Raw genomic sequence first — 19,026 nt, forward strand, 5'->3', positions numbered from 1 at the left:
TACCTTCACCTCTCTAGATTTTCTTATCTACTACAAATCCCAGAAATTCTGTTAGTGCTGCGTACAAATCCAGCATCTTCTTGGACGGAATCTCCCGGACAATTTCCTTCGTCTGACTGTCTACCACCGTCACATAATACTCATTCAGCTTCTCATGCAACTGAAACTGTATCGACGTATTCGCCGGCTGCAGAAACTCATTGATGCTGTTCACCGCTTTTTCAATCTCTTCTTTCGGAAAAGCAGGTGTGTATTCTTCTTTACTTCCTTCTTTTATGGTTACGGGCTTCGTGTCATTTTCTGAGATGCGCGGACCAGGCTGGGATGACATTTTCTCAATCATCATGATGGGTCGCTCCTTGGTTATATGTTCTACTGGTTATATCGGAGAGATTGGGGAGATTTGAAGGTTTGGGGAGTTTAAATTGGGCTTAAATGTTTTCGTAAATTAAAATATGATTCTTGTTATTTTCTATTATTTGAAGGATTTTAGAAAGATCTGCGGAATTAATAAACAGAACAAACGTTCCTATAAGGAGGTCTAATTAAGCAAATGAAACATTTTATGCAACTTTCTAGTATTCAAAAAAGTGTATTAGTAGCGAGCATAATAGCAGATGGTGAGATTACAAAAATTTATAAGAATTCACGCAGAAAAAATCATAGTTACCGGGAACATTATGGCAGCCAGCAAGAAGAATATCGGGTATGGAAAAGTTCATTTTTCAATGGATTGCTGTACTTAACCCGCAAAAGTAACACGCTTCGTTCGAAATCATCCCCCTTATTCACTGAATTATATCCCTATTTTTATAGCGTCAATGGCACAAAAAAGATTCCTTTTGAATTGATTGATCAATGCACTCATTTTTACTTCTTAGCAATTCTCTATTTAGATGACGGCTCTCTTTGTATTACGAAAAGGATTAATCATAATACGAAGAAAATATACTTATTGCCTACGATAGCATTCTACCTTCAATGCTACACTAAAGAGGAGCTCATACTTCTTAAGCAATTCCTTTCAGAACATCACGATCTCGATTTGTATCTTAATAAAAGAAAAGACGGAAACGGCTATATATTAAAGCTCTCAAAAGAAATAGAAGTAACTAGTTTTTTGTCACGGGTTCATTCACACACAGTTGATTGTAAGAGCATGCAATACAAAACGAACTGGGAACATAGAGTGAAACTTGAATCAATTAAACTAAAAAAAGAATATCCTGGATATGAAACATTATCTAGTAATTCAAAGCGGCATCGAAATTACTCTGACAGTGAAATTAACGCCATGCTTGAGATGAAAAGAAATCAGTTTACTGATAAAGATATAGCAGCAGCCTTAAACAGGACGTATTGGTCGATTGTATATAAATTTCAAGAATTAAGAAAAAACGGCTCTCTCTAAAAAAGAAAGTGCCGTTTTTGTATTTATTAACGAAGTAATTGAAGAACACCTTGTGGTTGTTGGTTGGCTTGCTTTGCCGCTACGCCTTTCGGTCATAGAATAGACTATATCTTCACCCTGATCTGTCAGGGGCTGGGCACTTCGAACAGTATGCACTGCCCTACGAGATTCATAGTCATAGCTTATGCCTTAGACCGTCTTCTCTAGTCGTTGAACCTTCTCCAGAGTTTCCTCACAGGAGCTTGGCTGCTGATTATCCATTGTGTCATCTTCATCATTTTCACACCTTCACGCTGACCGTTTCCAGTTGCGTTGTGGTTGATGAAGCTTTAGGAAGTTCCAGCAATTCACCCAGTAATGCTCTTACCCGTTACCGGATAAGACGCCCTTCATCAATTATCTCAAGAGTTGTAGAACTCCTTGAGGCATTTGATTGGATTGAGCCAACATTGCTTGTGCTGCTTGAGAAAGAATAGAATTCTTTGTTTGGTTCATCATTTCTTTCGCCATCGTGCGAACATTTACTTTCATAAATGACCAGACTATATCTTCACCCTCTGATCTTTCCAGTAGGGGTTGGGCACTTCGGATTCTCAATGCTGAACCACATTGATCCACCTACGGATTTCATCACCATAGCTTACGCCTTAGATGGTTTATCCTAGTCGTTGAACCTTCTCCAGAGTTTCCTCACAGGAGCTTGGCTGCTGATTGCCCAATCTTTTCTTTTTTCGGACCGTCACGTCTGTCGTTTCCAACTGCGTTGTGGCAAGAAAAGCTCTAAGGGGTTTCCAGCAATTCACCCAATTATGATCTCTGGCCGTTACCAGCCAGGACGACTGTGCTTGTCGCTGCTTAGGCAGCTAAAGCATAATCTACGTCACGAACACGTGATTCTGCAGCAGTTAGGTTTTCAGAAGATGTGTTTAAATTATTTATAGCATAATCTAAACGGTTCTGATAAGAACCTAGATTAGACCTTTCAGCAGAAACAGTTTTAATTGCGTCATTAATTGTGGTGATAGCTGCTGTTGCAATTGCAGCTGTTGAAGAAATATCAATAGCAGTTGCTGCTTCATCGTCTCCAGTAGCAATCGCTAAACCAGTTCCACCAGTCATATCAGCAATAGTGAGTGTAATTTGCTGGCTTTCATTTGCGCCAACTTGGAAAGTAAATTGACCATTTGTACTTGGTCCACCAGCACCAGTTAATAAATCTTGACCGTTAAATTGAGTATCTTTTGCAATTCTATTAATATCTTTTGCTAACTGATTAGCTTCATCTTGGATGGCAGTACGATCTTCAGTAGTGTTTGTATCATTTGAACCTTGTACTGCTAATTCACGCATACGTTGTAACATAGAATGAGTTTCATTTAATGCACCTTCAGCTGTCTGAATCATAGATATACCATCTTGAGCATTTCTAGACGCTTGGTCCAAGCCACGTACTTGTGCACGCATTTTTTCTGAAATAGAAAGTCCAGCTGCATCGTCACCAGCACGGTTGATACGCTGACCAGAAGCTAATTTCTCCATTGATTTAGATTGAGCGCCAGAAGCACTGCTCAATTTGTTGTAAGTATTAAGAGCCGTGATATTATGATTGATTCTCATTAGTAAATTTCCTCCTTGAAATATAAGTTTGCCTCCACATCCTTGTGGAAGATGTCAGACTGGGCCGAGCCGGCCGTCTGCAGTCCTGCCTGACACTTTTTATATCGACAGGCAGAGGTATTGTTTAATAGAATTAGAAAAAAATTCATAAAAAAACCTCAAGCCGATGTGCTTAAGGTTATCTGTTTCTTAGCTGCGACAGGAGGCTGAGTGAAACGTCTGCCGCTTTGTTATTTTCTTCCTGAATGGAAAGATAGACTTCTTTCCGGTGGATGTCGATGTGTTTAGGGGCTTCGATGCCGATTTTGACCTGGTCGCCTGAGATGGAGATGACGGAGATCTCGATATCGTCGCCGATTTTGATGGCTTCCCCTGTTTTTCTTGTGAGTACGAGCATCAGGCTTCCTCCCACAGGCGGTGTTTGGTTGTGTAGTCTGTTCCGCTCAGGATGAGCTGCTTACCTGTTTTTTGTTTTCGGTTGATGATGACCGGTCCCTGGAGATTGGCGGTTGAAGCATTGAATGGGTCTGTTACAGTCAGGATGACGTAGACTTGAACGTCTTTTTCACTTTCAATGGACAGTGCTTCTTTTGAGGCTTCATCAATCTCAAATTCATAGTCTTTGAAAAAGAAAAACGGACTTGTGACGACGAAGGCAGTGGACGGGCTCTGAACAGACTGAAGAATGAAAAAGGATGAATCCTCTTCAAGCGGCAGGAGGATAAACGAGCTTTCATCCAAAAAGCCGGGTATGCCATGCTCGAACTTCAGTTTTTCGGTTTCATTGACATCGACCGTTCCGTGGTACTTCGTTTCAATAACCATGCTTCACGTTCCTTTCTGTTAAATGACAAAATCAATATTCAGCTGATTGCGCTCAGCCAGATGGATATTTACGCCTCCGGCTTCATAGTTCATGTCCGGCTTATTTGGCGTGCTCTCAATAATGGGTTCTTTCGTTTGTACATCAATTTTTACCTCTGCAGGCTGATAAGCAAGCTTCACACTGAAATGCGACGGGATGAAGCCAATGTTAAATTGCTTCTCCGGGCGTTCGCTGTTCGCTTTTGCCTGGGCAGTCAGAGGCCGGCCGCCGTTTTCAATCCGCATCTGCTCATCACCCTGCCTGATGCGCCTTGCAATGCCGGACAGGACATCTTGCCGCCCCATATCCGCAGCTTCTTCAATGCGCTTTGAAATATGCTTTAAATCGACATCTTCCCGAGCTTTCGACTGATCAATAGTGAGCTTCCCAGGTGTGGTCCTGATCGTCAGCTCTGCTTTCGGCTGCTGAATGGAGAGGTCGGCGGGCTTCTGTTCGATGGAGAGCTTCGCGTTCACGGTCTCGATTCCTATTTTAGCAAACCTGCTTTCAAGTCTGATTTGAGGAATATTCATTCGTTCTCCTCCCTAGTAAAAAAGCTATCTCGCAAAAGATAGCTTTATCGTAAAAAGTCCATCAGCGTCGGCTGCATGATTCTCGCACCTACTGAAAGTGCAGCTCTATGCAGACTTTCCTGTGCTGTGAGACTCATGATGACTTTCTCAAGATCTGCGTCTTCGTTTTCTGAAAGAATACGAGTAGACACAACCTCCTGTTTCATCACCCTGTCTTCAATCAGTTCAAGGCGGTTATACCTTGCGCCAAGCTCCGCACGTTCAGCGGTCATGGCGTCCATTTTCCCGTCAAGGTCTGAAAGCAGCCCGTCCATGCCGGTAGCGTTACCTGAAGTGAGAGCTTTTTCAATTGATCCAACAACGGCGAATAAGTCTTCGCTGAATACGTTATCTGAGTTGATATTCGCTTTAAGTGAAACACCTTTTGATACTTCTACTTCAAAAGGAGATTTATCAACCAGGACGGTTACCGTACCGTCAGCATTCAGTGTCACCGGAGCCTTTTTCGTTTCCGTTCCGTTGAAAATGTAATTCCCCGCTACCTGGGTATTGGCAGACCCTACCAGGTCCTCTTTCAGCTGCTTGATTTCAGCGCCGATTGCTTTAAGATCCTCGGGGCTGTTGGTGCCGTTGCTTGCCTGTACGACAAGTTCACGGACACGCTGCAGAACCTGTGTGCCCTGCTCGATGCCCGCTTCTGAGTTTTCCATCCACTGATAGGCTTCTGAAATGTTGCGCTGGTATTGTTCAACCTCGGTCAGGTTTGTGCGGTAGTGCATGCCTTTCATGGCAACGACCGGATCGTCAGAGGGACGGCTGATCTTCTTGCCGGTTGCTAGCTGGTCTTGATACGTCCCCATTTTCTCATAGCTTTTGCTTAAATTCCGGAGAGAATTGGCTGCGAGCATACTTTGTGTGACGCGCATGGTTTTTCACCTACCTTCTTAATCCGTTGATGATGGTGTCAAGCATCTCATCCTGCAGCGAAATCATTTTCGCCGAGGCATTATAGGCGTGCTGAAACTGAATCATATTGGTCATCTCTTCATCGAGTGACACAGCACTTACCGACTGGCGGCGCTGGTCAACAGCCGAACGGAGGACATCCGTGTTGCTTGAGAGGCGGTTTGCTTCCTGGGCATCAACGGCCATTCCGCCAATTAAGCTCTCGTAGAAGTCCTGGATGGTCGTCGTTTTTCCGCCAATGGAAAACGTCTGATTTTTCACTTCTGCAAGCGCCAAAGCATTTTTCCCGTCTCCGATGTTGCCATTGGAAGACGCTGCGATGTTGTCAGTTGAATCAAGAATGTCCTGGTGCAGCTGAATTAGGGCTGCGGCACCTTCAGGAGGATTTGTCAGGCTGCCGAGATCGAAGAATGGTGAGCTGACTGCTCCGCCTTCTTCTATTCTCTTAATGCTATAGCCAGCTTCCTGAACTTCGTTGACTTTTTCAGCAAAGCTGTAGGCAAGCTGGTCAAGCTGCTGAAGCATTTCCGGGTAAACTCCCTTAGCAGTACCGCCGTCATTGTATCCGTACGAATCAATTAAACTGCGGATCTTGCCCGCGCTGCCAAAATCCTTCAAAGCCATAGCTGTTCCACCGATTGAGACGGTATCAGCAAGACCGTTATCAGAAGAATATCCAACGCTTATTTCGTTCACGGTTTTCGTTTTGCCGTCCACAAGTGTTCCGAGAGACTTGCCGCCAGCGTCCACAATTTCAATAGAAACAGAGCCTTCTGCGATTGGAAGCGCATTTCCCCCGCTTTTTTCATAGGAGATTTTAACGTTGGAAAGACCCGACAGCTGATCAAGCAAACGATCCCGTTCATCGTACAAATCGTTGGCAAGGTAGCCGTGCGGCTCTATTTCCGAGATTTGCTTGTTGATGCTGTTAATCTGGTTTGCAAGCGAGTTGATCTCTTTGACTGAAACTTCAAGCTCACTCTTCAGCTCACCCTGAACTGCTTTTAGAGAAGTAGAAAGATAGTGGAACGTTTCCGCTACCGCTTTCCCCCTCTCGCGGACAACTGAACGTGCGCCTGCATTCGTCGGGTTCAGGGCCAGGTCCTGCATCGACTGCCAGAAGCGGTCAAAGCTTTTGGAGAGACCGGTCTCAGACGGCTCATTCATGATTTCTTCCATCTTCAGAAGAGCATCGGCGCGGGAATCCCAATACCCGCTTTTGTTATTTTCATAGCGGAACTGCGTGTCCAGAAAGCTGTCGCGCACACGTTCAATTGTCCCTGCCTGAACGCCGGTTCCGGTTTGCCCCGGGATATGCGGACGGTTGATGGACGCGTTCGGATAGGGCTCCGTTTGTTCAAAATTCACACGCTGCCTTGTGTAGCCCGGCGTGTTGGCATTGGCAATATTGTGGCCTGTTGTATTAAGGGCGCTTTGCTGTGTAAACATTCCTCTTTTGGCAATTTCAAGACCTGAAAAAGTCGAGCGCATGGTTCATTCCTCCGAGCTTTATGCTTTTGAATCAAATAATGATTTTCGTTTCGGCTGAGCTGCCGCAGATAAGCCCGGAGGCTTGTAGGCCGGGGACTCTTCCTTAGGCATGAGCATATCAAGAGACAGGGAGACAAACTGAAGGGCCTGAACGGTCAGCTGCTGATTCAGCTTGTTTGCATGTTTCAGCTTGTCCATGACATCTGTCAGGGAGGATAAAAGCTGCGCAAATTGCACTTTATCTTCTCCCTCTGCTTTTTCAATGCATGCCGACAGTGTAAGATCATGATCTCTGCCCAGATAAGCAAAGGTGAGCTGGATCCGTTCCTTCTCTGCAAGCTTAATAGCGCTTACGCAGATGTGCTCCTGCTTCAGGGTTTGCTGAAGCACAGCCAAATCTTCTGTTTTCAGAGCTTCCGTTTTGGCTTCGGCAAGCTTCAGAAGCTGCTGATTGAGCCTGAGAAGCTTCTCGAGTTTAAAAATTAATGGCTGTGCTGACACGGCAAATCCCCCTGGTTCTATTTCTTATAGTGATTAAAAAGGCTTTCGGCAACAGCTTTTGGGTCCGGCTGGTAAGTGCCGCTTTCAATCTGTTTTTTCAGAGCTGCCACTTTTTCCTGTCTTGCGGCATCGATGCTGTTTTGCTGCTGAAGTTCTTTCGCTTTGGATGAGATCTCTACCTTATCCTGTTTCTGTGCAGTCTGCGGAAGCTGCTGCTTTTCCGCACTTCTTTGGTAGGGATTGATTGAAGCTGAATTCAGATGATTGATTTTCATCTCTTATCCTCCTCCATTCCTGTGATGATATCTTTATCGGCCCTTTTTGCCGGCCATTAACAGTCTTACTTGTTTTTGGGCTGAAAGGTATAGAAAGTCGCTTTCTCTTCTGTGACTTTCTGACGGCGCTCTTCCTCCCGCTCTAAGTCGAACAGCTGATTTTTCAAGTCTTTTGAACATGTGAGGCACAGCTTGTTCTCCCTGATCAGCGTTCCGCATTTCTGGCACGGGTAGCCAAGATTCGGGAAATTGGCGAGCTGGATTCTTCCCTGTCTGATAAATTTCAGAATCGTGTCTTCAGAGACTTCTGTTTCCTCTGCAGTAGTCACCAGTGTTGCGCTGCGGTTTTTGCTTTGCTTCAAATAGCTGTAAACAGCTTCAAACTGACGCTCTTCTTCTTTGCTGCATGTATCGCATACTGCTTTAAACGGTGTTTTTACAAATAACGAGTAGCATTCCGGACAATTTGATAGTTCCACAATTATTTCTCCTATCATTGTACTATATATCAATATTATCGGTTCGTTTTTGAAAACGTTTAGCCTCTGACGAGAGTTAAAGAGGAGACCTTTTTAGCCCCGTTTTGGATCAGCACGTTTGCTGCATGCCTGATTGTCGTGCCTGTTGTGTAAATATCATCTATTAATAGGATGTGTTTTGAGAGAATGTCTGAAGGGTTTTCGATAAAGAAGACATTCTCGCTTTGAAGGCGTTCTTCGCGGGTTTTTTTGGATTGTTTTTCAAGATGTTTGCGGTTTAAGGGTGAAAGGACCGGGCGGCCGAGAAGTTCAGCGAGGAGGAGTGCCTGATTAAATCCGCGTTCATAAAGTCTTTCGCTGCTGAGAGGGACCGGGACAATGAGGCCGGCCTCTTTAAAGTGCTGATTGTAAGCTTGACGGAAGGAGTCTTTAAAAACGCGGACTAGTGCTGCGTCACCTCTGTATTTGTATCTGGCGATCACATCTTTCATCGAGTCATTGTAGTGGTAAACCGAGCGGTTACTTGTAAGAACGTGGCCTAGTTCATCGTACTGCCACCTTTCACAGTCATAACAGATCTGTTCATCTGCCTGAGGCCGGCCGCAGGTTCGACAGACCGGTCCTTCGATCAGAGTGAATTTCCCGAGGCATTCTGAGCAGCATGCTTCTTCTTTTTCTAAGAAAAATACGCTTCTCCACGTAACCGTTTGCTCAAGCTCTGCTGCGCAAATCAGACAAAGGCTCATTCTTTACCTCTCCGGCAGCGCGGCATGTCAGAAACCATTTTCGCCGACTCCGCGAGCTTGACGATCAGCGTTGTCATCTGCTGCTTGTCTATGAATTCCGCTTTGACATAGGCGATTTTTCCGGCATCTGTCACATATCTCGGCTGGACTCTGTTTAGGACAAGCGCGAGCACGTCATTCAGGCATTCATCGCACGTGCAGCTCATCTGAAGAGCCTGTTTATATTCAAATAACAGATCTGACATAATTTGTTCCATTGCATTAACAGCCAACGTTCTGTCCCCTTTCCTGCTGCTATTAACCGATTATGCCACAACGTGAAAATGTTGGATATATTTAACATGCTAAACAGTCAGAAAGTCACTTTCTCCGCTTCCTCGTTCATCATTTCGATATGCTTTTTGGCACGAATCATGGCTTCTGTTTTCCCATAATGAAAAAAACGGACATCCCCATCAGGGTGTGCAGCGCTTCTGCCGACGCGTCCTGCAATTTGGACAAGGGCACTTTCAGTAAATATACCGGCTTCTGCCCCGAGCACTGCCGCATCCGAATCAGGAATGGTGACTCCCCTTTCCAGAATGGTCGTTGTGACAATGATCGGAATGGCGCCGTCTCTGAATTTCTGCACCTTTTCTTTCCGGTTAGGATCTTCTGCATAGACCCCTTCTATCGCTGCGTTCTGCTCTTTGAGGATCGCGACAGTGTCTTTTAGAATGGAGATTGAAGGGACAAATAGAAATGCCTGTTTGTTTAAGCTAAGACGGTCAGTGACCCATTGCTGAAGCGGTTCAGGGAGTCTCTTTTTCTGAAGCGCCCTTTTGTAATGCCCGCACCAGGTGAAGGAAGGAACAGGAAGTGGATGGCCGTGGTATCTTTGCGGGATTTGCACATGAAGACTGATGGCTTCTTTAATTTTCTCTGAAGGGGTGGCGGTTAAGTAAATTAGGGAACTGTCCGGCTTTCGGGCTCTGGCTGCCGCAAACTGGAGTTTTTCGTCTGCTGAAAATGGAAAGGCGTCCACTTCGTCAATGATCAAGACATCAAATGCAGCGGTGAATCGCATGAGCTGATGGGTCGTTGCAATCACGAGATCCGCTTCCTGGAAGCGTTCTTCACTTCCTCCGTAGAGAGAGGCAATCTTCACTTCTGGAAAGGCAGCACGCAGTCTCGGAGTCAGCTCAAGGATGACATCGGTTCTCGGGGCTGCAAGACAAACTTGTTTATTCTCTGACAGCGCTGCCTCAATTCCATGAAATAGCATCTCGGTTTTGCCCGCTCCGCATACGGCCCAGAGCAGTAAATCCTGCTGATTTCTTACAGCATACACCATTCGGTCTGACCCTTTTTGCTGGGCGTTTGAAAGCTTGCCTTCCCACTTCAGGCCAGTAAACGCTGCCTCGCTCTTTGGCCGGCACGGGCCTGTCCATTTGATGAGGGGCGTACATTCGCTTACTCGTCCCATCTGAATGCAAGCCCTGCAATAGGAGCAGTTTTCACTGCATCTGGCACACGCAAAGGAATCAATGAGCCTGGGATCTTTATTTCCGCAGCGGAAGCATGCTCCATCTTTCACGCCGTATTCATAACTGACATAGCCATTTTCAACATGCGATTGGATAAGGGCAAAGGGGAAAGGCAGCTCATCAGGGAGCAGCAATCTGCCTTGAAGGTATGTTTGGAGGTCTTTGGAGTATAAAAATGATGGATTGGTTCGGCTAACACGGAGGCTGTGTTTGGCGACCTGAAGTCCTTCACTCACAATCTCTGCGGGTTTCAGCAATCCATTTCGGACCGAAAACCTCACACCTGATCGAACTTCGTTTTTTCAATTTTTCTGAAGCGCTTTTCAACACTGATCGGCGTCCGGTTCAGCTGCTTTGCAATATCACGGAATTTGATGTTCTGTTTTCTGAGCTCAACAAGCTTGCGATCCTCAAGTGTTGTCCAGTGACGATATGACCGTTTTTGAATTTCAATCTCCTGCATATGATCTCTCCTCTAAATGGATAATGAAGTATACATATCCAAGTATGGTAAAAAAACTAAGTAATGTCTAGACTTGTCATAGGAAAAAATTTGACATTATTGAAATTTTCGGTGGGAATTTCGTCTTTTTTTCGTTGTTTTTCGCTTTCCCTTCGGGTACCGAAAAGAATTTGCAGGAAGAGAGCCCTATGTTGACAAGAGCTATACATAGGAAAAAGGGGTCAGTCCCCACATGCTTTAAAGCAGTGAGGGACTGACCCCTTTTCATTTATCTCGTATACCAGCCAAGGCCCATAGCCCCTTCACCCAAATGGGTTCCGATGACGGGTCCGAAATAGCTGATGGAATATTCGACGTGTGGATATTTCGCTTCGAGTTCCGCTTTCATGCTCTCTGCCTCATCAGGACGGTTGGCATGAATGATGACAGCGCGCATCGGTTTGCCTTTGTTTGCTTCTTCATCAAACAGGTCATAGATGCGGTTGAGCGCTTTTTTGCGTGTGCGGATTTTTTCAAATGGCACGATGAGTTTGTCTACAAAGTGCAGAATAGGTTTGACTTGCAGCAGGCTTCCAATCAAAGCCTGTGCACCGCTCAAACGTCCTCCCCGCTGAAGGTGGGAAAGATCATCCACCATAAAATAAGCGCTGATTGATTGCTTCACTTCGTTTAAGCGTTCCATAATTTCCTCAGGTGTTTTGCCCAGAGCTGCCATTTCTGCCGCTTCAATCGCGTAAAAGCCCTGCACCATGCAGCTGACTTCTGAATCAAACGCATAGACTTTTATGCTTTCCGCCATTTGTCCGGCAGTGACGGCTCCATTATAGGTTCCGCTGATGCCGCTTGATAAGTGGACGCTGATGACAGCGTCATATTCTTTTGACAGCTCCTGAAACAGCTCGACAAATTTCCCGACGGGCGGCTGTGAAGTTGTCGGAAGCTCGCCTTTGCTTTTGACTTCCTCGTAAAATTCGGCAGCCGTAATTTCGACTTCCTCCTGATACACTTCCCCGCCAAAAATAACGCTGAGCGGGATCATATGGATGTTCAGCCGCTCGCGGGTTTCTTTCGGTATATAAGCTGTACTGTCCGTAACAATTGCCGTTTTCATAAAATGTACCTTCCTTGTCATCGACTTCTCAACTTGTTCTTTCATTCTATAAGATAATGCTATAAATTTCATTAATTTTTCATGTAAATAAATGGTGAACAGCAAAAACCCCTGTTACCTATCATAACAGGGATTCACGTTATAGAAAAACTTCAAAACGAAAAAAACCCGCCGAAGCAGGTTCTATCGCACTTCCACCCAGCCGTTTTTAATGGCAACGACTACAGCTTGTGTACGGTCATTAACGTTCATTTTCTGAAGAATGTTGCTTACGTGGTTTTTAACGGTCTTTTCACTGATGAAAAGAGCTTCGCCGATGCCGCGGTTGCTTTTTCCGTCAGCAAGCATCTGCAGCACTTCACATTCGCGGCGCGTCAGGATATGTAACGGACGACGAATTTCCGTTGCGATTGTGGCTGTGCCTCCGCCTGAACCGCTTGTCGCGAGGCGTCTGAATTCATTCACAAGGTTGTGAGTGACTTTAGGGTGCAGGTAAGAACCGCCGTCAGAAACAACTTTAACAGCTTCAATCAGTGTATCTGCATCCATTTCCTTCAGCAGGTAGCCTCGTGCTCCCGTTTTCAGCGCATGAGTGACATAGTTTTCGTCATCATGAATGGAAAGAATAATGACTTTCGTTTCAGGATTTGCTTCTACAAGCTGCTTTGTCGCTTCCACGCCGTTTACTTTCGGCATGTTGATGTCCATGATGACGACATCAGGCTTGCTGTCCTCAACGATTGAAAGAGCATCCTCTCCGTCATCGCCTTCTGATACAACTTCAAAGCTTGGTTCAAAATCCAGGATCCGCTTAACGCCTTCCCGGAATAATTGGTGATCGTCTATAATTGCAATTCTTGTCTTCATGCATACGCCTCCCATTTTTTATTCTAGTCTAAAACAAGGTCATGCCGTCAATATGCCTTTTGTCTCCTTTTTCAGACGTTAAGAGGCACCTGTATCATAATGAATGTCCCAAGACCTATTTTCGAATCAATGGTCATTCTTCCGTTCAGGAGCTCAACCCACTCCCTCATGCCGAGCAATCCGAATGACTTTTTCTGATTTTGAATGGTATCCCTCGTATCAAAGCCTTTTCCATTATCTTTGATCATGAGGACAATATTATTCTGGTTCACTTCGACTTTTACCTGTATTTCGCGGGCCTCAGCATGCTTGAGGGCATTTGTCACTGCCTCCTGGGCAAGGCGGAAAAGCGCAACCTCAAACCGCGGCGGCAGCCGGTTCTCCTCAAATTCCCCAAGGCTTGAGAACAGGATTCGTGTTTTCCCGTTATACTCCTCAATCGTATACAGATACTTCCTGAGCGTCGGAATCAGGCCAAGGTCATCCAGGGCCATTGGTCTCAGGTCATAGATGATGCGGCGCACCTCATAAAGGGCATTCCGGACATTCTGCCTCAAAGAGCGGATTTCCTTGAATCCCTCTTCAGAACCGCGCTCTCTGAAAATCCGCTCAATTAACTCAGAGCGCATCATCACATTTGCAAGCATCTGTGCAGGCCCGTCGTGAATCTCACGCGAAACGCGCTTACGCTCTTCTTCCTGGGCTTCAATAATTCTGAGGCCGAAATCCTGCCTCTGCTGGGCATCTTCAATGAGCAGGCCAACCTGCCGCAGATCCTGATGCAGATAGTTCAGGACGACGGTAATCTGGCTGACAAGCACCTCCGCGCGTTCAATCGTCTCCTGAAGACCGAGCAGCCTTCTCTCAAGGTCATCCCGGCGGTCTCTGAGCTGCTTTTCCTTCTGCTGCAGCATCGTCAGCTCCACCTGAAGCTTGTGGGCCTTCTCATACGCCTCCCGGATTTCCTCTTCGCTGAACTGCTTGAAGTGCTTGCTGACCTCTGAGAGGCGCTTTCTGGCGAATCTCGCATGCACCTCAAGCTTGTCGCCCTGCTCAATGACATCATTCACCTGTATTTTGATTTGCTTTAACTCTTCGACGAGTGATTCGTATTGATGGCGGGACTGTTCGCCGATCTTAAAAATCTCGCCTTTGCTGCCGTCCACCGTTTTTACCATTTTATCCAGAATCTGATCGAGCACTTTGCAGTCGAGCTTCTTGGAGTCCACTATATCTCCTCCGCTAATGGGTTAAAATAAACTTCACACAATATCACACAATATAATGATTGAAGTGAAAATTTTGTCGCTTTATAATAGAAGAATGGCTTTAGAAAAGCGCAAGCACAATTTACTTATAAATAAGCTGCCTTCTGCAACCCTTTAAGGAGGTGTACAAGCATGCTTTCACACTATTATACCGTAAAAGGATACGGAGAGCATGAAATATCCATACAGAAATCCCGTTTTATTTGTTATCTTACCCGTGCTGAAACAGAAGAAGAGGCACAGGCCTTCATTCAGGAAATCAAAAAGAAGCACTGGGACGCAGCGCACAACTGTTCCGCCTATCTGATCGGGGAACAGGATCACATCCAAAAGGCAAACGATGACGGAGAACCAAGCGGGACAGCAGGAGTGCCCATCCTTGAAGTTCTGAAAAAAAGGCAGCTGAAAGATACAGTCGCAGTCGTGACGCGTTATTTCGGCGGCATCAAGCTCGGCGCAGGCGGTCTGATCCGCGCATACGGAAGCTCGGTATCAGAAGCATTAAATGAAATCGGCATTGTGGAGCGTAAGTTGACCCGTGTGATGCATACTAAGATTGACTATACATGGCTCGGAAAAGTGGAGAACGAACTGAGGAACTCCCGCTTTCAGCTCAAAGAGATCCACTACCTTGATACCGTTGAGGTTGAGACCTTTGCAGAAGAGGGCCAGAAAGAAGCATTTACAGAATGGATGACTGAGCTGACAAACGGCCAGGGAGAAATCACAGAAGGCCGGCAGCTTTACTTAGAACAGCCAAAAATTTAAGAAAAATGAGGAGTATCTTATGAATAGGCAAGAAGTAAAGAAAATAAAGAAAAAGAAGAAGAAAAGCATTTTTAAACGCATCTTATTTTTGTTCTTCATCCTCTTTTTAGCTGTAGGAGGATATGCCGGCTACGTGTTCTACCAAACCTATCAGGCAGCAAACAATTCCTACGATGATCTCGGCAGGGATAAATCAAAGCTCCGGGATGAAGCCGTTACCATTTCAAATGATCCGGTTTCGATCCTTCTTCTCGGCGTTGAGGATTATTCCAGCGGCGGAAAAGGCGGCCGTGCGGATACGTTGATGGTCGCAACCTTTAACCCAAAAGATCAGACAATGAAGCTATTGAGTCTTCCCCGCGACACACGCGTAAACATTCCGGGAAAAGAATCAAAGCGCAAAATTAACTCCGCCTACTCTTCCGGCGGAAAAGAGCTGACGATTGAAACAGTAGAGGATTTCCTCGATATCCCGATTGATTATTATGCAACCGTAAATTTTGAAGGTTTTAAAAACATCATTGATATCGTTGGCGGCATCACCGTTGATGTTCCGTTTGATTTTGAACAGAACAGTGATGATCCTAAAGCTGAAAAGCTCGAATTCAAAGAAGGCCCTATGGAGATGGACGGACGGTACGCACTTGCTTATGCCCGGATGAGAAAGGCGGATCCAAACAATGACATCGGCCGAAATGAAAGACAGCAGCAGGTCGTTAAAGAAGTCATAAATGAAATTGTTTCAGCAGGCACCTTGCTGAAGGTGGACCAGCTGACAAACGAAGTTGGGGAAAATGTCGAAACGAACATGAGAATGTCGGAACTTCTTGGCTTTTACAAGAAATACAACAACTTCAACACCAATAAGATTGAAACGGTTAAACTTGAAGGCGTTGGCGAATACATCGGAAATGTTGCCTACTGGATACCGGATGATACTAGTCTTGCCAATACTCAGATCGAGCTCAAAAAACACCTGGAGCTTGAAACAGACAGCGATACACTCAGCAGTAAAAGTGAATAAAGAAAAAGTACGAACAGAAATTTAAAAGGGTGAATTTGACTATAAGCAGTCAAATTCACCCTTTTTTCTTCTTACTCTAATGATATAAGGTGTTTGGTGATTGTTACAAGGCATCGGCATGTTCAAGTTTATCTAATTTGTCCTGTATAATCCCTGGCAGATACCCAATAACATACGATTTACATGCACTCGTACGGTATAATCTGTTGTCGGTGTTCATATAACATACGATTTACATGCTTTCGTACGCTATACTCTGCCGACTGTCTTCAGATAACGTACGATTCTCACGTTTTCTTACGCTATACTCTGCCGAAGGTGGTCAGATAACGTACGATTCTCTCGCTTTCGTACGCTATACTTTGCCGACGGTCTTCAGATAACGTACGATTCTCTCGCTTTCGCACGCTATACTCTGCGGACAATCTTCAGATAGCATAGGATTCACACGTTTTCGTACGCTATACTCTGCCGACTATCTTCAGATAACGTACGATTCTCATGCTTTCGTACGCTACACTCTGCCGACGGTCTTCAGATAACGTACGATTCTCTCGCTTTCGTGCGCTACTCTCTGCCGCCGATGGCCATATAGCATAAGATCCATCCGTTTTTTTGTTCGGCATTATCAGCTTTTAATCAACTCAGCCAAAGAATTAGCCATGTTCCAAATAGCACGATTCAACCGCTTTTATATTTCGTCCCAATTCCTATTTAACGCACAAAAAAAACCGCACAGCGCGTTGCTGTACGGATTCATTAATTGTCTTTTTGAGGCTGCGTCAGTTTTCTGAATGCATTGATCAGCGGCTTATGGCCTTCGCCAATCAGGCCGACAAGCTCTGCTGCAATCTGAATGAACAGAAGCAGAATCATCATGATGAAGAGTGCCATCCACATCGTTGCGTTTGAGAAGATGATCGCAGAAAGACCAAAGCATGCGCTGAAGAAGTAAATAAGCAGAACCGATTTTCTGTGGCTGAAGCCAAGGTCCACCAGGCAGTAATGCAGGTGAAGCTTGTCAGGCGCAGCAATATTCTGCTTGTTCACAAGCCTTCTGACAATCGCGAAAAGCGTGTCGAAAATAGGTATAGCCAAAACGATGATCGGGATAATAAAACCGAACAATGTGATGTTTTTGAATAATCCCATCGTGGAGAGTATGGCAATCGAATAGCCTAAAAACAGCGCCCCGGTATCTCCCATGAAAATTTTGGCCGGATAGAAATTGTGCACCAGAAAGCCAAGTGAGCTTCCGATTAAAATGACGCACAGTGACACGACCGCAAATTGAAAGTTTGTAAAGGCCATAATCAGGATGCTTGTCATCGCGATGGATGAAACACCTGCAGCAAGCCCGTCCAGTCCGTCAATCAGGTTGATCGCATTGGTCACCCCTACAATCCAGAGAATCGTCACGGGATAGCTCCAGTAATCGAGGTAAATGAGCCCGAAAAACGGAAGCGTGATTTTGTTGATCAGCAACCCTGATGATACGACAACTCCGGCAGCGGCCAGCTGTCCAATGAGCTTATATTTCGCTTTGAGCGTAAAACGGTCATCTAAAATACCGACAAGAACAATGATGAACGCGCCGATGATGACTTCATTCATATACATGGATTCGGGCTTAAGATAAAGGAAGCCTGCAGCGGTTCCGATAAAGATCGCAAGGCCGCCCATCCTCGGCATCAGGCCCTGATGGATTTTTCTGCTGTCGGGCTTATCAACTGCCCCCATTTTTATTGCAAGTTTTTTAATAAGTGGTGTGATCGATACAGCCACTATAAAAGAAACTATAAAAGCTATAATATAATTAGAATAATCTAACATGTCTGCACCAACTTATGTGTGATATTTTCACTTCCTCCATCATAGCAAAAATATTTGAACTTGCAATTATTATTTTGTTAAGAATCTGTTGCGGCTATTCTAAGTTTGAACGCTTTTTGAACAAATTCCTGCTACTTCAGGAGCTTACGGTAAAACGCTGTCAGTTTCTTCTCTTCTGATTCCCAATTATAGACGGTTTCGAAACTTTTTCGGCCGTTCAAACCAAAATTTTCTGCCTGTCCGGGATTCTCAAGCAGGCCGGAAAGCGCACCGGCAATTGCTGACGGGCTCTCAGGGTCAACAAGCCGTCCGCTGTTTGAGTTCTCCACTACTTTTCTGTAATGCGGAAAATCAGAAGCCACTACTGCCGTGCCGGCTGCCATATATTCAAACAGTTTATTTGGAAGACAGACTAAATGATTGGGCTCAGGCAGATAAGGAATCACCCCGATGGATGCTCTGGACAAATACGATTCAATCTCAGAGTAAGGCACGCTTCCGGCAAATGTGATCCTGTCAGAATGCCCGCTTTTCTCGACCATTTCCTTAATCTCTCTTTCAAACGCTTCTGATTCAAATCTCCCTACAAATTGAAAGGCTGCATCAGGATGCTTGTCCGCCGTCATGATGAACGCCTCCGTCATCTGCCTGATCCCCCTGATCGGCGTTATTCCCCCAAGGTATAGAACAAGTCTTCGGTCCTTCTTGCCGTCATGGACGGTGAACATATCTGTCAGTGGATAATTTTCAATTTTGCATGACCGGTATTTTTGATACCTCTCCCCTACCTCATCCGTTGTATAAATCACGCCTGATAAAATAGGAAGGCATATTTTTTCGATCATCTCATAAGCAAACCGCACCGGCTTCTTCAGCCAGCTTTTTAAATATTTTTTGCTCATGATGGCATTCGGATAATGCTCATGGGCATCAAAAATGACAGGTTTGCCTGTCATGATGCGCAGCAGTGTCCCCGCAGGGATTAGCTCAGGGTCATGAAAATGGTAGAGATCCGCCCCTGTTTTTCTGGCCGTTTTCATAACCGTCAGTGTATGTAAAAAACGTTTAAGCTCTGATTTCGGCTTTTCAACCGGCACTATTTTGATGGAATCATCCAGAACAGCATCAGGTTTTGGCGCGACAAGCGTCACATCATAACCCGCCTTCTGCAGCGACTTGCATTGTTTATGGTAAATGCGTCCGTCATACGCCTGGTGAACAGAGGTGATGACACATATTTTCTTCATGGGCTATCCATTCCTTTTCAGATCAAAGTTGTAAC

General features: G+C 45.3%; 22 protein-coding genes and 1 pseudogene. 3 read left to right on the forward strand and 20 right to left on the reverse strand.

The genetic code is table 11. From position 1 onward, the window contains the following. Positions 1-13: 13 nt before the first annotated feature. Positions 14-367 carry a flagellar protein FlaG gene (flaG, locus tag JOJ89_RS19240; protein ID WP_347401533.1) on the reverse strand — a complete coding sequence of 118 codons (354 nt, stop codon included), beginning with the start codon at positions 365-367 and terminating at the stop codon, positions 14-16. A 186-nt stretch (positions 368-553) separates the two neighbouring features. Between flaG and JOJ89_RS19245 the strand changes: the two genes are divergently transcribed. Next, a complete protein-coding gene (locus tag JOJ89_RS19245) occupies positions 554-1,411 on the forward strand; it encodes a DNA endonuclease (protein ID WP_203289044.1) in 858 nt (285 codons plus the stop codon). Between the two features lie 396 nt (positions 1,412-1,807). Here JOJ89_RS19245 and JOJ89_RS19250 read toward each other — a convergent pair. The 17 genes and pseudogenes from JOJ89_RS19250 to degS form a co-directional block, all read right to left on the reverse strand. Next, positions 1,808-1,924, reverse strand: a pseudogene (locus tag JOJ89_RS19250) (flagellin); the annotation flags it as partial. 342 nt (positions 1,925-2,266) lie between these two features. Beyond that, positions 2,267-3,028 carry a flagellin N-terminal helical domain-containing protein gene (locus JOJ89_RS19255; protein WP_203289045.1) on the reverse strand — a complete coding sequence of 254 codons (762 nt, stop codon included), beginning with the start codon at positions 3,026-3,028 and terminating at the stop codon, positions 2,267-2,269. 178 nt (positions 3,029-3,206) lie between these two features. Continuing rightward, positions 3,207-3,425 (reverse strand): carbon storage regulator CsrA, encoded by a 219-nt coding sequence (csrA, locus tag JOJ89_RS19260; protein WP_203289046.1) that lies wholly within the window; start codon positions 3,423-3,425, stop codon positions 3,207-3,209. After that, complete coding sequence (gene fliW, locus JOJ89_RS19265) at positions 3,425-3,853, reverse strand: flagellar assembly protein FliW (RefSeq protein WP_203289047.1); 429 nt, start codon at positions 3,851-3,853, stop codon at positions 3,425-3,427. The genes csrA and fliW overlap by 1 nt, the downstream gene beginning before the upstream one ends. Positions 3,854-3,871: 18 nt before the next feature. Further along, positions 3,872-4,426 carry a DUF6470 family protein gene (locus JOJ89_RS19270; RefSeq protein ID WP_203289048.1) on the reverse strand — a complete coding sequence of 185 codons (555 nt, stop codon included), beginning with the start codon at positions 4,424-4,426 and terminating at the stop codon, positions 3,872-3,874. A 44-nt stretch (positions 4,427-4,470) separates the two neighbouring features. Further along, the gene (gene flgL, locus JOJ89_RS19275; protein WP_203289049.1) at positions 4,471-5,352 is read right to left on the reverse strand and encodes a flagellar hook-associated protein FlgL; all 882 of its coding nucleotides are present in this window, start codon (positions 5,350-5,352) and stop codon (positions 4,471-4,473) included. A 10-nt stretch (positions 5,353-5,362) separates the two neighbouring features. Further along, complete coding sequence (gene flgK / locus JOJ89_RS19280) at positions 5,363-6,883, reverse strand: flagellar hook-associated protein FlgK (RefSeq protein WP_203289050.1); 1,521 nt, start codon at positions 6,881-6,883, stop codon at positions 5,363-5,365. An 18-nt stretch (positions 6,884-6,901) separates the two neighbouring features. Then, positions 6,902-7,384, reverse strand: coding sequence for a flagellar protein FlgN (locus JOJ89_RS19285; protein WP_203289051.1), 483 nt, complete (start codon positions 7,382-7,384; stop codon positions 6,902-6,904). Positions 7,385-7,401: 17 nt separating this feature from the next. Further along, positions 7,402-7,659: a flagellar biosynthesis anti-sigma factor FlgM gene (flgM, locus tag JOJ89_RS19290; RefSeq protein ID WP_203289052.1), complete on the reverse strand. Its 258-nt coding sequence runs from the start codon at positions 7,657-7,659 to the stop codon at positions 7,402-7,404. 65 nt (positions 7,660-7,724) lie between these two features. Continuing rightward, positions 7,725-8,141 carry a TIGR03826 family flagellar region protein gene (locus tag JOJ89_RS19295; RefSeq protein ID WP_203290390.1) on the reverse strand — a complete coding sequence of 139 codons (417 nt, stop codon included), beginning with the start codon at positions 8,139-8,141 and terminating at the stop codon, positions 7,725-7,727. Positions 8,142-8,197: 56 nt separating this feature from the next. Next, on the reverse strand, positions 8,198-8,884 hold the full coding sequence (locus JOJ89_RS19300) for a ComFC family protein (protein ID WP_203289053.1): 687 nt from the start codon (positions 8,882-8,884) through the stop codon (positions 8,198-8,200). Continuing rightward, on the reverse strand, positions 8,881-9,156 hold the full coding sequence (gene comFB / locus JOJ89_RS19305) for a late competence protein ComFB (RefSeq protein ID WP_203289054.1): 276 nt from the start codon (positions 9,154-9,156) through the stop codon (positions 8,881-8,883). The genes JOJ89_RS19300 and comFB overlap by 4 nt, the downstream gene beginning before the upstream one ends. Before the next feature lie 80 nt (positions 9,157-9,236). Beyond that, entirely contained in the window at positions 9,237-10,349 is a 1,113-nt protein-coding gene (locus JOJ89_RS19310; protein WP_242524635.1) for an ATP-dependent helicase ComFA, read from the reverse strand. Positions 10,350-10,687: 338 nt separating this feature from the next. Then, entirely contained in the window at positions 10,688-10,873 is a 186-nt protein-coding gene (locus JOJ89_RS19315; RefSeq protein ID WP_203289056.1) for a hypothetical protein, read from the reverse strand. A gap of 268 nt (positions 10,874-11,141) precedes the next feature. Beyond that, complete coding sequence (locus JOJ89_RS19320) at positions 11,142-11,984, reverse strand: DegV family protein (RefSeq protein ID WP_242524636.1); 843 nt, start codon at positions 11,982-11,984, stop codon at positions 11,142-11,144. A 183-nt stretch (positions 11,985-12,167) separates the two neighbouring features. After that, positions 12,168-12,851, reverse strand: coding sequence for a two-component system response regulator DegU (gene degU / locus JOJ89_RS19325; protein WP_029284755.1), 684 nt, complete (start codon positions 12,849-12,851; stop codon positions 12,168-12,170). Positions 12,852-12,922: 71 nt separating this feature from the next. Beyond that, on the reverse strand, positions 12,923-14,080 hold the full coding sequence (gene degS, locus JOJ89_RS19330) for a two-component sensor histidine kinase DegS (protein ID WP_203289058.1): 1,158 nt from the start codon (positions 14,078-14,080) through the stop codon (positions 12,923-12,925). A 171-nt stretch (positions 14,081-14,251) separates the two neighbouring features. On the opposite strand from degS, the gene JOJ89_RS19335 reads away from it, so the two are divergent. Both JOJ89_RS19335 and JOJ89_RS19340 read left to right on the forward strand, forming a co-directional pair. Next, complete coding sequence (locus tag JOJ89_RS19335; RefSeq protein ID WP_203289059.1) at positions 14,252-14,887, forward strand: YigZ family protein; 636 nt, start codon at positions 14,252-14,254, stop codon at positions 14,885-14,887. Between the two features lie 19 nt (positions 14,888-14,906). Beyond that, entirely contained in the window at positions 14,907-15,911 is a 1,005-nt protein-coding gene (locus JOJ89_RS19340) for an LCP family protein (RefSeq protein WP_203289060.1), read from the forward strand. Between the two features lie 759 nt (positions 15,912-16,670). On the opposite strand, the gene JOJ89_RS19345 is transcribed toward JOJ89_RS19340, so the two are convergent. Together JOJ89_RS19345 and JOJ89_RS19350 are read right to left on the reverse strand one after the other, a co-directional pair. Continuing rightward, positions 16,671-17,744: a glycosyltransferase family 4 protein gene (locus JOJ89_RS19345; RefSeq protein ID WP_203289061.1), complete on the reverse strand. Its 1,074-nt coding sequence runs from the start codon at positions 17,742-17,744 to the stop codon at positions 16,671-16,673. A gap of 131 nt (positions 17,745-17,875) precedes the next feature. Beyond that, positions 17,876-18,991, reverse strand: a complete 1,116-nt coding sequence (locus tag JOJ89_RS19350) for a glycosyltransferase family 4 protein (RefSeq protein WP_203289062.1) — start codon at positions 18,989-18,991, stop codon at positions 17,876-17,878. Positions 18,992-19,026 lie beyond the last annotated feature (35 nt).

Source organism: Metabacillus sp. cB07 (assembly GCF_016839225.1).
Taxonomy (GTDB): Bacteria; Bacillota; Bacilli; order Bacillales; family Bacillaceae; genus Bacillus_P; species Bacillus_P indicus.